Raw genomic sequence first — 14,071 nt, 5'->3', positions numbered from 1 at the left:
TATATACAGCTTATGGCTTTATTTTCTTAATCATGAACAGGAAAACCTGAGATGAAGGCAGTCCATCCACCTTGGTATAAGCAGTTTTGGCCTTGGTTTTTATTACTCTTTCCAATTGGTGTTATTGTTGCTAGTTTTAGTACTTTATATATTTTTACGCAAAATAGCGTCAGCTTAGTCACGGAAGATTATTACAAAGAAGGCAAAGCTATCAACTTAGATCTGACTAAGATTAAAGTCGCCAAAGAACTTGGTTTAGCTGCAGATATTCGCAGTCAGAATACGAGCGTTGAAATTAAATTAAACAAAGGCAAACTTAAACAATATCCCGCGCTAATGGTTAATTTTGCCCATCGAACACTTGCCAATCAAGATTTTAGCCAAACCTTAAGTGCAGATGCGCAAGGTGTGTATCGTTTTCAAAGCGAACATTCCATACAAGGACCTTGGCATATAAAAATTCAGCCACATGATAACGCTTGGCTTATCCAGGGCAAAATTAGCTTCCCAAGCCAAACATTTATAAAAATAATGGAATAATATTGGATGGATGAAGTTTGTTATCACTGCGCAGAACCACTGCCAAAAGGTGAAGATTATCAAATAATTATTTTGGATAAGCCAAGGCAGATGTGCTGCCCCGGTTGTTTGGCCGTGGCGCAAACCATTTTAGATAGCGGTTTAGCATCTTATTATCAATATCGAACTGATACCGCAGCCAAAGCGCAAGCCATACCAAAAGAGCTTGAAGATCTACTGTATTATGACGATCTTGCAGTTCAAGATGAATTCGTTCGCCATGTCGATGATTATAAAGAAATCAGTTTATCGCTTGAAGGCGTCACTTGCGCAGCTTGTGCTTGGTTAATCGAAAAACAGCTGCAAAAGCAAACTGGCATCCTCAAAGTGCAAGTCAATCTCACGACAAGTCGCGCCCTGATCCAATGGGCGCCAAAACAAATTTTATTAAGCAAAATCTTAACCCATATTCATCAACTCGGTTATACCGCTGCCCCATTTGAAGCCAGTCAGCAAGAGGCAAGTTATCATAAGCAAATGCAGCAACTTTTGTATCGATTAGGGATTGCGGGACTTGCCAGCATGCAAGTGATGATGTTGGCTGTCGGCCTATATTTTGAAGTTTTCTCTGATTTAGATGATAAATTTAAACAGTTTTTGCGCATCATCAGCCTGATTTTTGCCACCCCTGTTTTACTTTATTCTGCGCAGCCATTTTACAAGAATGCATGGCATACACTGCGTGCGGGTACGCTGGGCATGGACGTTCCGGTAAGTATCGCACTTATATTTGCTTATGTCGCAAGTATTTATGCCACCTTAACTGGCGTTGGCGATGTATATTTCGAATCCATTTCAATGTTTTGCTTCTTCTTATTACTTGGTCGATTTTTAGAAATGCGCGCACGACGTAAAGCTGCTAGTGCCAGTAGTAACCTTTTAAAGCTCATCCCTAAGGTTGCAACTAAAATCAATGGTGAGCAAATTGCAGTAAAAAGCTTACAACTTGGCGATCAAATCAAGGTGCTCGCTGGCGACACTATTCCTGCTGATGGCGTTATCATCACAGGCAAAACTTATGTGGATGAATCCATGTTAACGGGCGAATCTGTCCCTGTATTGCGCGAAATCAACCAAAGTGTGTATGCTGGCACAATCAACTCTGGTGACACTATTAGTGTGCAAGTTTGCGCGCAAAAACAAAACTTTATGATAGAAAACATCGTCCGCTTGCAAGACAAAGCTCAACAAGCAAAACCTAAAGTCGCTCAACTTGCAGATCAGTTAGCTAAATATTTTGTCGCCCTTTTACTTATTATCGCTGGCTGCACTTGGGCCTATTGGCATGCTTACCTACCTGAACGCGCATTTTGGATCATGCTTTCTGTCTTGGTTGCCACTTGCCCGTGCGCCCTCTCTTTAGCCACTCCAACAGCAATAACTTGCGCGACCTCAAGTTTAAGTAAGCTTGGGATTTTAATGCGTCAAGGCCATGCTTTCGATGCACTGTGTCATGTCAATCAAGTCATTCTAGATAAAACTGGCACGTTGACCACGGGAAAAATTAGTATCACTGAGATTGAAAGCATCAATAGTGATTATACCCAAGCAGATTATCTTGCAATTGCCGCAGCAATCGAGTCCAATGCAAATCATCCCATAGCGCAGGCATTTAAAGGTATAGATTATTCTTCTATTGACTTAGACTTTATTGAAAACCACATAGGTGAAGGTCTTAGCGCTAGGTATCAAGGTCGTTTATGGAAGATAGGAAAACTTAGTTATAGTGCGCCAGATATTAGTTTAAATCATCAAAATTCAGCTAATGAGCATTTACATCGCACTATACTGGATACAGACAAAAATAAAAGCACAGTAATCCAAGAAGCCCAATCTTATATATATTTAAGTTGTGATCATCAGTTGATGGCAAGATTCACTTATCAAGACCCCATTCGCCCTCAAAGTCAGGCATTCATTCAAGCGTTACACCAATCAGGTTTAAGCGTCAGCATCTTAAGTGGTGATCAACTTGAAAGCACCCAAGCAGTTGCGCAACAACTTGGGATTCAACGTTTTCATGCCAATGCCAGCCCACAAGATAAACTGGATATTTTACAAGCGCATTACCAAGATAAAATATGTCTCATGATTGGCGATGGGATAAACGATGCGCCCACTCTGGCCGCAGCTCACCTCTCGATAGCTATGGGAGAAGGGACAGATATTGCCAAAGCATCTGCTGATATGGTGTTACTTGGAGATAAATTAGAACGGGTATTATTTGCAAGGGAACTAGCAAAGCAAACCCAAAGGATCATCCGCCAAAATTTACTCTGGGCACTAGGCTACAACGCCATCATTTTACCTTTAGCCGTGATGGGATATATCGCCCCCTATTTTGCTGTGGTCGGTATGTCGTTAAGCTCACTCATTGTTGTGTCGAACTCCTTGCGCTTATTGACACCAGATCACCAAAACAGGCATTTAAGTGACCTTGTCACACACTCATTACCTAAGCAAAAAGAAGACATTTATGGCTAGTTTATATTTACTTATCCCGATTGCGATTATCTTTGTTTGCATCGCTGTCGGCGTTTTCATTTGGGCCGTAAAATCAGAGCAATTTGAAGATCTTGATCGACAAGGTCACAGCATTTTGTTTGAAGAAGATGATACCAATCACCCCAGTAAAAAGTAATTTCGAATTATAATAATATATTCATAAAGGACGTATATATGAATCTTGATCTCCTTACCGCATTTAGCCTAGGTTTATTTGGCTCAGGCCATTGCCTTGGCATGTGCGGCGGCATTGCTGGTATTTTATCCGTGTCGCAACAATCGCCTTCGCCAGCCCCTTGGCAATCAATGCTTAACCGTAGCAGCGCCTATAATTTAGGACGTTTGTTTAGTTACGCATTAATCGGTGGTTTATTTGGCGCAGCCGTCGCAAGTATGGCTGATCTGATGCAGATCCGGACACCGCTTGTTTATCTACGTTTGTTCTCCGCGATATTTTTAATATTGCTAGCATGTTACCTCGGTCGTTGGTGGATGGGATTAACCTACTTAGAAAAATTAGGCCAAGGGGTATGGCGAATACTCGCTCCCTTGCGCGCAAAACTGCTGCCAATTGAAAATACAAAGCAAGCATTCGGTTTGGGAATGGTCTGGGGATGGCTACCTTGCGGGTTAGTTTATTCAGCGTTAGCTTGGTCAGCCAGCAGTGGCAGTTTTGGCGCAGGCGCCTTAACTATGTTAAGTTTTGGTCTCGGGACACTTCCTATGATGCTTGCCGTTGGGGTTGGCGCAGATAAACTTAAAGCCTTGCTTAATCATTCATTATTTCGCCAAGGCGTTGCTGTCAGCCTTCTCCTCTACGCCGCTTATTTAGTAATGATGTCGTGGCATATGTTATCAAAAATGGCGCACTAAAGGCTGCAAAAAGATTAATCAATTGTTAACTAGCTGTTGGAAGTCAATTTTTTTGTGTCAGTTCACTGAAAAAATAATAAAAAAATATGACAATTCGCTTAAGAATCCTATCCATAGGGGTTACAAACTGCTAAAATTGATATATGTCAATTAAAAGGCTCGATGAAGTTATGAACTCAGAACAACTCAAAATTAAGCGTGTTCAATCTGGTGGCTGTGCAATCCATTGTCAAGATTGTAGTATCAGTCAACTTTGCATCCCTTTCACGCTCAATGAAACAGAACTTGATCAACTTGACGATATTATTGAACGTAAAAAACCTGTGCAAAAAGGTCAAGAAATCTTTAAAGCAGGTGATGATTTAAAATCTCTGTATGCAATACGTTCGGGAACAATCAAAAGTTATACCATTACAGAACAAGGTGACGAGCAAATTACTGCCTTTCATCTTGCCGGTGATTTAATTGGTTTTGATGCGATCAATTCTGATGCACACCCAAGCTTTGCCCAAGCACTTGAAACCTCTATGGTGTGTGAAATCCCTTACGACACCTTAGATGAATTATCAGGTAAAATGCCTAAACTTCGCCAGCAAATCATGCGTTTGATGAGTAGCGAAATTAAAGGCGACCAAGAGATGATTCTATTATTGTCGAAGAAAAATGCAGAAGAGCGTTTAGCCGCTTTCTTGTATAACCTGTCGACCCGTTTTTCAGCGCGTGGTTTTTCTCCAAGAGAGTTTCGTTTAACCATGACCCGTGGGGATATTGGTAATTATCTTGGTCTTACCGTTGAAACTATTAGTCGTTTACTTGGGCGCTTTCAAAAGTCAGACATCTTAGTGGTTAAAGGTAAATATATTACCATCAATGATCATGATGAACTGAAAAAGCTCGCAGGGATCAACTAAACTTCATCTCTCTATCAGAAGCCTTATCGATAACCGTTGCTTTTTACAAGTAGCGGTTTTTCTTTATATATCAATAATTTTATAGGCAGTTTAGCGAGTTCACATCTTGATATTTTACTTTGTATTTACATGGCAATCCTAAAAATCCTGTGATATAACTTATTTATAGTACTCAACAAAGAGCATGGATCTGCTCGAAATGAGTGAAGCCCATTCATGTTAAAGGGGTTATTTATGAGTAAATATAAAAGCTTGCTAGTTGTCGCAAATATCAATCAAATGGAACAATCCGCCCTTGCGCGTGCTTTCTCATTGATCAAATCAACACCAAAAGAAGCAAAAATCACTTTCTTCCTTTCTATCTATGATTTTTCATATGATATGACTTCAATGCTTTCATCTGATGAACGTGATGCGATGCGTCGCGGCGTGATTGCTCAGCGTGAAGAGTGGCTTGCAGAAGCTGCCAAACCTTATTTATTACCTGATGTGGAATTTGAAATCAAAGTCGTCTGGCACCATCGACCTTATGAAGCCATTATTGCTGAAGTCTTCTCCGGTGCACATGATATTGTGATCAAAGCGACACGCAAACACGACACCCTCGAATCTGTGCTCTTCACACCTACTGACTGGCACTTATTGCGCAAATGCCCAACGCCTGTGCTACTAGTGAAAAACCACGACTGGCCAGAAAATGGCGGCAACATTGTTACCTCTGTGCACATTGGATCTGAAAATGAAGCCCACCTTGCCTTAAATGAGTCTATGGTTGAACTCGGCCAAGCTTTTGCCACGCGTTTAAATGCAAATCTTCATCTTGTGAATGCCTATCCGGTAACACCAGCCAATGTGACGGTTGAATTGCCAGAATTTGACCCAACAGCTTACACAGATGCGGTCCGTGGCTACCACTTAACCGCAATGAAAGCGCTACGCCAAAAGTTTGGCATTGATGAGTCATTCACTAAAGTAGAGGAAGGTTTACCAGAGGATGTGATCCCAAATGCTGCGCATGATTTGGATGCGGGTTTGGTCATTTTAGGCACGACAGGTCGCACAGGCTTGTCTGCTGTCTTTATAGGTAATACCGCTGAGCATGTGATTGATAAGATCAACTGCGACGTGCTGGCGCTTAAACCTTCAGGTTATATCAGCCCACTGGATCCAACCCAAGTAGCAAATTAACCCCTTAAGCTTAAATAAAAAAACGGCGCCCAAATCTGAGGCGCCGTTTTTTATCAAATGAGTCAATAATATTTAGTCAACATTCGCCACATTGATAAACATTGAGTCGTCTACATCTTTAGCCGAGACATCAAAAAGCTCAGTTGTTTGCTCACCAGATGATGAAATTTGTGCTTCGTTATAGGCATATTCAGCGCGCTCTTGAGTGCGATCAATTGGCAAATCAATAAAGTTAAAGATTTCGCGATCAGCTAACTGACTAGGGCTCACGTTTTGCAGCGACTTAAAGATATTCTCAATACGTCCTGGAGTCTTTTTATCCCATTCCACCAGCATAGCTTTAATCGATTGACGCTGAAGGTTTTCTTGCGAGCCACATAAGTTACACGGAATAATTGGGAATTGCTTTTGCTCAGCGTAGCGGATCAAATCTTTCTCACGGCAATACGCTAGCGGGCGGATCACAACATTACGTTTATCATCAGAGCGAAGCTTAGGCGGCATAGCTTTTAAGCGCGCGCCGTGGAACATATTCAAGAACATGGTTTCAACCATATCATCCATGTGATGCCCCAGCGCAATCTTAGTCGCGCCAATTTTTTCCGCAAAGGCATATAAAGTGCCGCGGCGCAGACGTGAACATAAACCACAAGTGGTTTTCCCCTCAGGGATCTTTTCTTTCACAACAGAATAAGTATCTTTATCAATCACGTAATAATCAATGCCTAAGGTTTCAAAATAATCAGGCAAGATATGCGCAGGAAACCCAGGTTGCTTTTGATCTAGGTTAACCGCAATCACGCGAAAGTTAATTGGCGCAGCTTTTTGCAAATTAAGCAAAATATCTAGCATCGCAAACGAGTCTTTGCCGCCACTAATACAAGCCATGACCACATCGCCCTCTTCAATCATATTATAATCAATGATGGCATGTCCCATTTGACGACGAAGGCGTTTTTGGAGTTTATTAAACTCATGTGCTTGTTTACGCGCGATAGCTGTTTGTTCTGTCATAATCTTATATTGGTTATATGATGGAAGAAGTGGGCGCAGATTATACGCCTTTTGGCTAGTGCGTGTAAAGTCACACACTGTCGCAAGACTTAAATGAAGGCTAAATCGACGCTAAATGAAAGCTTGAGAGATGTTTACAAGGCCTATGGCTAGTCTAACCTACTGACTCAGCGCGATATAAGGCAAGATGCGGACACTTTGACTTGGCAAATGTACGATTTCATTTTCCGCTAAGCTTGAAAGCGGCACTTGCAAACGCCCATTATCAATTGTTAAACGCTGCCCTTGTGTGGTTTCAATCGTTTGTGTGAGCGGCTGTTTAAATTCAAAGGTAAGCCCTATCACGTTCGGCGCATCACCAAAGCTTCCAACTAGCTTTTGATATAAGCCTTGCATTTGATTCACAATCGGCTTCATCTGTTGCAGACTCACCTGATTGAGGTTCTCTTTTGCGCGTGCGACCATAGAAATATTACAGCTATCACCTTGCACAAGTTTGATATATACCAAGGGATTGGCTTTCTTTAAGTTACTATCGATTGGCAAAGCCAGTGAGCGATCGGCATTGGCAGATAAACGTTCAAAATGCGCTTCTTTTTCCATCCAAGCATCTTGAATTTCACACCGTTCACCTGATGTTGGGGCTACAAAATAGAGCCCCATAGTGAGCTTAGGAAAATCAGCATCTTGACTGTATTTCAATTGAGAATACAGCTGGCTATAGCTAAAGCGATAATCATAGTCCGCTTCGCCTTGATTGGCGAAAACATGCAGCGGCATCGCAAACAGCAAGCTGAGCAAGAGTGATTTCCCTAAACCTTTATGCATCAAATGTAGAATCCTTTTTATCATCAGAGGTTTTCACAGCTTCTGGTTTGACATGACTTTGCGCGGCGTCCGATGAAGTATTGACATCACTTGGGTGCGTATCGGCCTTGTTCGCTTGCGAGTGGCTATGCTCAGATGAAGAGGCTGTCGAATCCTCAGAATGAGTGTTTGGCGCATGAATATGTAAGCGAACCCCAAACATGTCGCGATACAACACGCCTTTGAGATGGAAGAACCAAGGCAAAGTAAAGATAAGCGGAAAGCCTGAGAAGAAAATCGACAAAGCTAAAATACTAAAACCAAACAATGAAATCATCAGTACTGCAGAGAACTTCTTGTTCACAGCTTTAAACGACACCAGCATCGCTTTTAACGGCGGCAAGCGTTTTTCACAAATAAGTAAGTTGGCTTGGCCCAGTGCTATCACCACATAGAGAGAAATTAAGGCAAAAATCATCCCAGCAATGCCTTGAAGCAACATAGAAAACACAGTCATCACAATAATTGGCAGGGTAAATTGCAAGCCACGCAAAATATGTGAAGGTTTGGTCGCAAGCCCTACCGCATGGCTCATTCCCATTAAACACACCCCAGCATAAAGTGGCGCAGTGATGATTTCATAGCTTAAGTTTGCAATAAAAAAGGCATCAAGGACAGGCAGCAACATCTCATTCATCTGCGCCTCGGTTAGACTCGTATCACTTTGTAGTTGTCTCGCCAATTCCACAAGCGGCGTTAAATCCCCAAGCTTCATTTTTAATGCAAGATAGAAAATGCCAACCACAACGATGAGCAAAATTAAGATTGAAGGCACGAAACTGAAAAAATGCTTTAAGGTGAGCTGCCAGCTTTCTTTGATCACTTTGGCAGGACTAAGTTGGTAATTACCCGTTAAGGCTTGCTCTAGGCTACCTCCAACGTGAACTTCTTGAACTTTTTTTTCTTGCATGTAAAAACCTTGTAAAACGCGAATCCATACGTATGTAGATTGCAAAGACTCGCATATAGATTACTAAATAAATGAACCCAAGAGTATACGACAATTTAAACATCAGAATAACTATTTATCCGAAATTCAAGGTAAAATACATACTTGCACAGCAAGTTTAAGTGAAAAATTTGTGATCAAGCTAGGAAAAAACTAGGAATTTAAACGCTCAAAGATTATTATCGCCCTTGTCATTCATTTTATTATTCGATAAGCCAAAAGTTTATGCCTAAACTATTAAAATGGTGCCTAAACTGACTTATCTAGACCTTGGAGGTTCACAGACATTGAACGCAGCAATAGCCAAAGCGCCAAGTATCATCCAACTACAAAATGTAGAAAAGAGTTTTGATGGCAAGACCGTCATAGAAAAATTCAACCTAGAAGTCAATCATGGTGAATTTTTAACGATTCTTGGTCCTTCGGGTTGTGGCAAAACCACAGTTTTAAGGATGTTAGCAGGGTTTGAATCCGTTGATTCGGGCACTATTTTACTCGCCGACCAAGATGTGACAGATTTGCCTCCAGAGCAGCGTCATGTCAACACTGTCTTTCAAAGCTATGCCTTGTTCCCACACATGAGTGTGTATGACAATGTCGCATTTGGCTTAAAGATGCAAAAAGTTGCCAGTGATGAAATTCATCAACGTGTGATGGACACCTTAAAAATTGTGCGTTTGGATAATATGGCGCAACGCATGCCGCATCAGTTATCTGGTGGCCAGCAACAACGTATCGCCATTGCACGCGCTGTGGTGAACAAACCAAAAGTATTGCTACTCGATGAATCCCTTTCTGCGCTGGACTATAAATTGCGTAAGCAAATGCAATTAGAGCTTAAGCAATTGCAACGCCAGCTTGGCATTACCTTTATCTTCGTGACCCATGATCAAGAAGAAGCCCTATCTATGTCCGATCGCATTATCGTGATGCGTGATGGCGTGATCGAGCAAGACGGTTCGCCGCGTGAAATCTATGAAGAACCAAAAAACTTATTTGTCGCCCGCTTTATCGGTGAGATTAATGTCTTTGAAGCGACAGTGATTGAACGCATTGATGAGAAAACCATTCAAGCGAGCATTGAAAATGTGCCATGCGTGGTGCATTACGATCAAGAGGTTGAAGCCGGTCAAACCTTACAAGTGCTGCTGCGCCCTGAAGATATCCGTATTGAAGAAATCAAAGAAGAGCAAGACAAAGGCATTGTCGGTCACGTGTTAGAGCGCACCTATAAAGGCATGACGCTTGATTCTGTGATTGAGCTTGAAGAGTCTGGCATGCGCGTGATGGTGAGTGAGTTCTTTAACGAAGACGATCCGGATGTGGATCACTCGCTTGGGCAAAAAGTGTCTATTACTTGGGTCGACAGTTGGGAAGTTGTCTTAACTGATACGGATACACTCCTTGAGAATGAGTAATAAAATGAAATCTAAATTTTCTTTGCAAAATTGGATCATTACTTTAATTGTTGGTTGGCTTACTTTATTTGTGCTTGTGCCAAATATTATGATTATCGTCACCAGCTTTCTCACCCGTGATGAAGCCAATTTAATCAGTTTAGTCTTTACTTGGGATAACTATCTTCGCCTTGGCGATCCTCTATATGCGAAAGTGCTGTGGCACTCGTTATATATGGCGGTGATTGCAACTGGGCTATGCTTACTTATTGGTTATCCCTTTGCTTACATTATTGCCAAGATGCCAAGCCGCATCCGCCCTTTAATGCTGTTTTTAGTGATTGTCCCATTTTGGACCAACTCTTTAATCCGCACCTATGGTTTAAAGATAGTCTTAGGCACCCAAGGGATCATCAATAAAAGCTTGATCAGCCTTGAGATTATTGAACGCCCTATTCGCATCATGTATACCGAGCATGCGGTGATGATTGGCCTTGTTTATATCCTCTTGCCTTTTATGATTTTGCCTTTATATTCAGCGATAGAAAAGCTAGACCGTTCATACATTGAAGCGGCGCGTGATTTAGGTGCCAACCGCCTGCAAACCTTTAAAAACGTAACCTTGCCATTAACTATGCCGGGGATCATCGGCGGCTGCTTATTGGTGCTTTTGCCAGCCTTAGGTATGTTTTATGTCTCCGACTTACTGGGCGGTGCGAAAAACCTACTCATAGGTAATGTGATTAAGAGCCAAGTACTCAACGCACGTGATTGGCCATTTGGCGCCGCAACGAGTATCGCCCTCACCCTTGTGATGGCCTTGATGCTGTATTTCTATTATCGTGCAGGTAAATTGCTGAACAAAAAAGTGGAGTTAGATTCATGATGAGCAAAGTTTTCAAATCTAGCTTTATGAGCATAGTATATCTGTTCTTGTATCTACCCATTATTGTATTAATTGTAAACTCATTTAATAACAATAAGTTTGGCATGCGTTGGGATGGTTTCACGTTAAAGTGGTATCAGCAATTAATTCACAATGACAGCTTGATGCAAGCCGCTGGCCACTCCATTACCATTGCCGTGTTGTCAGCGTCAGCCGCAGCGCTCATTGGCAGTTTAACCGCTGTCGCGCTGTATCGTTATCGCTTTCGTGGTAAAGGCGCGGTCAATGGTCTCTTGTTTGTTGTGATGATGTCGCCGGATATCGTGATGGCAATTTCCTTGCTTGCGCTCTTCTTACTCCTTGGGGTGCAACTTGGGTTCTTGTCGCTACTTATTGCACACATTACTTTTTGTCTGCCATTTGTAGTGGTCACCGTCTACAGCCGGCTGAAAGGCTTTGACCTAAAAATGCTTGAAGCGGCGAAAGATTTAGGTGCAAGTGAATGGATTATTTTAACTAAAATTATTCTGCCACTGGCAAAACCTGCACTGGCTGCCGGCTGGCTACTAAGCTTTACCCTGTCACTGGATGATGTGATCATCAGCTCCTTTGTAACAGGCCCAAGCTACGAAATTTTGCCACTGAAGATCTACTCAATGGTCAAAGTTGGCATTTCTCCAGAAATCAATGCACTAGCGTGCGTGATGCTGATTGCGTCACTCATTTTAGTCATCATCTCTCAATTACTTGCGCGTGATAAAGCCCAAGTAAAACCTTGATATTAATCTTTAATCTCAAACAGCCTTGTGTAAAATAGATACTTTATATCGTATTACACAAGGCGCTTCTTGTTTATCTAGTAATACCAACCACCAACATGATGGGAATTAATATGAAAAAATGGACAACCCTCATTGCAGGCGCAGCGCTTGCAGCTTCAGTTATCGCAGCGCCAGCATCGGCTGCCGATGATGAGCTTTATTTCTATAACTGGTCTGAGTATATTCCAAGCTCAGTGTTGCAAGAGTTCACCAAAGAAACCGGTATCAAGGTGATTTACTCGACTTATGAATCAAACGAGTCAATGTATGCAAAATTAAAGACTCAAGGGGATGGCTATGATTTAGTTGTGCCATCTACTTATTTTGTATCGAAAATGCGCAAAGAAAACATGCTGCAAAAAATCGATCACAGCAAACTTGAGCACTTCAAAGATTTAGATCCTAACTATTTAAATAAACCTTTTGATCCAAATAATGATTACTCTATTCCATACGTATGGGGGGCAACAGGGATTGGTATCAACAACGATATGATTGATGGCGCTGATATCAAAAACTGGGCTGATTTATGGGATCCGAAATGGGTCGGTCAACTAATGGTAATGGATGACCCACGAGAGCTCTTCCACATTGCTTTGGTTAAGCTTGGTTATTCACCAAACACCACCAATCCAGATGAAATTAAAGCTGCCTATGAAGAGCTGAAAAAGCTGATGCCAAACATCTTGGTCTTTAACTCTGATAACCCAGCGAACCCTTATGTAGCAGGTGAAACCTCACTTGGTATGCTATGGAATGGTTCTGCGTATGCAGCCGAAGAGTCTGGCGCTCCGGTAAGTATTATTTGGCCTGAAAAAGGTGCTATCTTCTGGATGGACAGCTTAGCAATTCCTGCAGGTGCAAAAAACGTTGAAGCGGCGCATAAGATGATAGATTTCTTACTTCGCCCTGAAAATGCGGCTAAGATTGCTGCTGAAGTAGGTTATCCTACGCCGGTGAAAGCTGCTTACCCATTACTGCCAAAAGAGTTTGCCAATGATCCAAACGTCTTCCCACCACAAGAAGTCATGGACTCAGGCGTTTGGCAGGATGAAGTTGGCGAAGCAAATACCTTATATGAAGAGTATTTCCAAAAGCTAAAAGTTGATATGTAAGCAAAGCTTAAGCATTAACATATAAACAAAAAGCATACCTAACTATTGGGTATGCTTTTTTTACCTTCAATCCGATGAACGGAAAGTTAAAGCGCAATGGCCTCAATGCGATAGCCTTGACACAGTTGTTCCACCAACTTTGGCACAACTTCCCCAGCTTTGCCATATATAGCATTGGAGAACTCACTTTCCACTGCACTAGGCTCCAAGTTAACTTCTAAGGTCTGCGCGCCGTGGATGCGTGCATCACGCACAAAGCCTGCTGCCGGGTAGACGACTCCGGATGTCCCAATGGCAATAAATAAATCTGCAGCTGCAAGCTTGTCATAGATTTGCGTCATATATAATGGCATCTCACCAAACCACACAATATGCGGACGCAATGGGTTAGGGATCTGGCAGCAATGGCAGAGGTCGGATTCACTCACGTCGCTAAGCTCCTCTTGGACTTGGTTGGTCTGTGGACAACGCACTTTTAAAAGCTCACCGTGCATATGCAAGATATTTTGGCTCCCCGCACGCTCGTGAAGGTTATCTATATTTTGGGTAACCAAAGTGAAAGTGCCCGACTGGGCTAAAATCGCCGCTTCCAATTGCGCCAAAGCTAGATGCGCCGAATTCGGCTGAATCTTAGGATCGAGTAGCTGAGCACGACGCTGATTATAAAAACCTTGTACTAATTTAGAGTTACGCGCATAACCTTCGGGAGTTGCCACATCTTCAATCGAATGATTTTCCCATAAACCGTCACTACTGCGAAAGGTTGCAATCCCAGATTCTGCTGACACCCCAGCACCTGTTAAGACGACAATATTTTTATAGGCTAAGCTTGAAGCGCCCATTATTTGCTTACTCATTTACTGTCCTTAGGTTTTAATATTATAGAAATACAATAGCTGTTGCTAAAATGTTATTAAACTGATAAAACAAAAACATATATATAAATAATAAGGATATACCTTGTGA

At 42.0% G+C, this 14,071-nt stretch carries 14 protein-coding genes; 10 read left to right on the top strand and 4 right to left on the bottom strand.

Annotated elements, in window-relative coordinates; all coding sequences use genetic code 11:
• The first annotated feature begins 51 nt into the window (after window positions 1-51).
• From AC2VOY_RS00865 to uspE, 6 genes are all read left to right on the top strand, one after another.
• Window positions 52-540: a FixH family protein gene (locus AC2VOY_RS00865; protein ID WP_491831751.1), complete on the top strand. Its 489-nt coding sequence runs from the start codon at window positions 52-54 to the stop codon at window positions 538-540.
• A gap of 6 nt (window positions 541-546) precedes the next feature.
• A complete protein-coding gene (locus tag AC2VOY_RS00860; RefSeq protein WP_491831750.1) occupies window positions 547-3,063 on the top strand; it encodes a heavy metal translocating P-type ATPase in 2,517 nt (838 codons plus the stop codon).
• Complete coding sequence (gene ccoS, locus AC2VOY_RS00855) at window positions 3,056-3,220, top strand: cbb3-type cytochrome oxidase assembly protein CcoS (protein WP_491831749.1); 165 nt, start codon at window positions 3,056-3,058, stop codon at window positions 3,218-3,220. The genes AC2VOY_RS00860 and ccoS overlap by 8 nt, the downstream gene beginning before the upstream one ends.
• 38 nt (window positions 3,221-3,258) lie before the next feature.
• Entirely contained in the window at window positions 3,259-3,957 is a 699-nt protein-coding gene (locus AC2VOY_RS00850; RefSeq protein WP_491831748.1) for a sulfite exporter TauE/SafE family protein, read from the top strand.
• A 170-nt stretch (window positions 3,958-4,127) separates the two neighbouring features.
• Window positions 4,128-4,868: a fumarate/nitrate reduction transcriptional regulator Fnr gene (fnr, locus tag AC2VOY_RS00845; protein WP_491831747.1), complete on the top strand. Its 741-nt coding sequence runs from the start codon at window positions 4,128-4,130 to the stop codon at window positions 4,866-4,868.
• A gap of 234 nt (window positions 4,869-5,102) precedes the next feature.
• Window positions 5,103-6,056 carry a universal stress protein UspE gene (gene uspE, locus AC2VOY_RS00840; RefSeq protein WP_491831746.1) on the top strand — a complete coding sequence of 318 codons (954 nt, stop codon included), beginning with the start codon at window positions 5,103-5,105 and terminating at the stop codon, window positions 6,054-6,056.
• Window positions 6,057-6,128: 72 nt separating this feature from the next.
• Here the strand turns inward: uspE and ttcA are convergent, their stop codons facing one another.
• The 3 genes from ttcA to AC2VOY_RS00825 all read right to left on the bottom strand — a co-directional run bounded on the left by ttcA (window position 6,129) and on the right by AC2VOY_RS00825 (window position 8,847).
• Window positions 6,129-7,070 carry a tRNA 2-thiocytidine(32) synthetase TtcA gene (ttcA, locus tag AC2VOY_RS00835; protein ID WP_491831745.1) on the bottom strand — a complete coding sequence of 314 codons (942 nt, stop codon included), beginning with the start codon at window positions 7,068-7,070 and terminating at the stop codon, window positions 6,129-6,131.
• A 159-nt stretch (window positions 7,071-7,229) separates the two neighbouring features.
• Window positions 7,230-7,898, bottom strand: coding sequence for a DUF2987 domain-containing protein (locus AC2VOY_RS00830; protein WP_491831744.1), 669 nt, complete (start codon window positions 7,896-7,898; stop codon window positions 7,230-7,232).
• Window positions 7,891-8,847, bottom strand: a complete 957-nt coding sequence (locus tag AC2VOY_RS00825; RefSeq protein ID WP_491831743.1) for a hypothetical protein — start codon at window positions 8,845-8,847, stop codon at window positions 7,891-7,893. The genes AC2VOY_RS00830 and AC2VOY_RS00825 overlap by 8 nt, the downstream gene beginning before the upstream one ends.
• 281 nt (window positions 8,848-9,128) lie before the next feature.
• On the opposite strand from AC2VOY_RS00825, the gene potA reads away from it, so the two are divergent.
• From potA to AC2VOY_RS00805, 4 genes are all read left to right on the top strand, one after another.
• Complete coding sequence (gene potA / locus AC2VOY_RS00820; protein WP_491831742.1) at window positions 9,129-10,304, top strand: spermidine/putrescine ABC transporter ATP-binding protein PotA; 1,176 nt, start codon at window positions 9,129-9,131, stop codon at window positions 10,302-10,304.
• A gap of 4 nt (window positions 10,305-10,308) precedes the next feature.
• On the top strand, window positions 10,309-11,169 hold the full coding sequence (gene potB, locus AC2VOY_RS00815) for a spermidine/putrescine ABC transporter permease PotB (protein ID WP_491831741.1): 861 nt from the start codon (window positions 10,309-10,311) through the stop codon (window positions 11,167-11,169).
• On the top strand, window positions 11,169-11,948 hold the full coding sequence (gene potC, locus AC2VOY_RS00810; RefSeq protein ID WP_491833089.1) for a spermidine/putrescine ABC transporter permease PotC: 780 nt from the start codon (window positions 11,169-11,171) through the stop codon (window positions 11,946-11,948). The genes potB and potC overlap by 1 nt, the downstream gene beginning before the upstream one ends.
• A gap of 113 nt (window positions 11,949-12,061) precedes the next feature.
• Window positions 12,062-13,105 carry an extracellular solute-binding protein gene (locus AC2VOY_RS00805; RefSeq protein ID WP_491831739.1) on the top strand — a complete coding sequence of 348 codons (1,044 nt, stop codon included), beginning with the start codon at window positions 12,062-12,064 and terminating at the stop codon, window positions 13,103-13,105.
• Window positions 13,106-13,191: 86 nt separating this feature from the next.
• Here the strand turns inward: AC2VOY_RS00805 and cobB are convergent, their stop codons facing one another.
• Window positions 13,192-13,962: a Sir2 family NAD+-dependent deacetylase gene (cobB, locus tag AC2VOY_RS00800; protein WP_491831738.1), complete on the bottom strand. Its 771-nt coding sequence runs from the start codon at window positions 13,960-13,962 to the stop codon at window positions 13,192-13,194.
• Window positions 13,963-14,071 lie beyond the last annotated feature (109 nt).

This window comes from Vibrio sp. KMM 9700 (assembly GCF_058545285.1).
The sequence above is the reverse complement of the archived record's forward strand: the minus strand, read 5'-3'. Positions and strand labels throughout refer to the sequence as shown.

Bases quoted from the DNA above. Each gene is read 5' to 3' on its own strand.
- AC2VOY_RS00805 (WP_491831739.1), top strand. From the start codon at position 12,062: ATGAAAAAATGGACAACCCTCATTGCAGGCGCAGCGCTTGCAGCTTCA.
- AC2VOY_RS00865 (WP_491831751.1), top strand. From the start codon at position 52: ATGAAGGCAGTCCATCCACCTTGGTATAAGCAGTTTTGGCCTTGGTTT.
- AC2VOY_RS00860 (WP_491831750.1), top strand. From the start codon at position 547: ATGGATGAAGTTTGTTATCACTGCGCAGAACCACTGCCAAAAGGTGAA.
- potB (WP_491831741.1), top strand. From the start codon at position 10,309: ATGAAATCTAAATTTTCTTTGCAAAATTGGATCATTACTTTAATTGTT.
- AC2VOY_RS00825 (WP_491831743.1), bottom strand. From the start codon at position 8,847: ATGCAAGAAAAAAAAGTTCAAGAAGTTCACGTTGGAGGTAGCCTAGAG.
- AC2VOY_RS00850 (WP_491831748.1), top strand. From the start codon at position 3,259: ATGAATCTTGATCTCCTTACCGCATTTAGCCTAGGTTTATTTGGCTCA.
- uspE (WP_491831746.1), top strand. From the start codon at position 5,103: ATGAGTAAATATAAAAGCTTGCTAGTTGTCGCAAATATCAATCAAATG.
- ccoS (WP_491831749.1), top strand. From the start codon at position 3,056: ATGGCTAGTTTATATTTACTTATCCCGATTGCGATTATCTTTGTTTGC.
- fnr (WP_491831747.1), top strand. From the start codon at position 4,128: ATGAACTCAGAACAACTCAAAATTAAGCGTGTTCAATCTGGTGGCTGT.
- potC (WP_491833089.1), top strand. From the start codon at position 11,169: ATGAGCAAAGTTTTCAAATCTAGCTTTATGAGCATAGTATATCTGTTC.
- ttcA (WP_491831745.1), bottom strand. From the start codon at position 7,070: ATGACAGAACAAACAGCTATCGCGCGTAAACAAGCACATGAGTTTAAT.
- potA (WP_491831742.1), top strand. From the start codon at position 9,129: ATGGTGCCTAAACTGACTTATCTAGACCTTGGAGGTTCACAGACATTG.
- cobB (WP_491831738.1), bottom strand. From the start codon at position 13,962: ATGAGTAAGCAAATAATGGGCGCTTCAAGCTTAGCCTATAAAAATATT.
- AC2VOY_RS00830 (WP_491831744.1), bottom strand. From the start codon at position 7,898: ATGCATAAAGGTTTAGGGAAATCACTCTTGCTCAGCTTGCTGTTTGCG.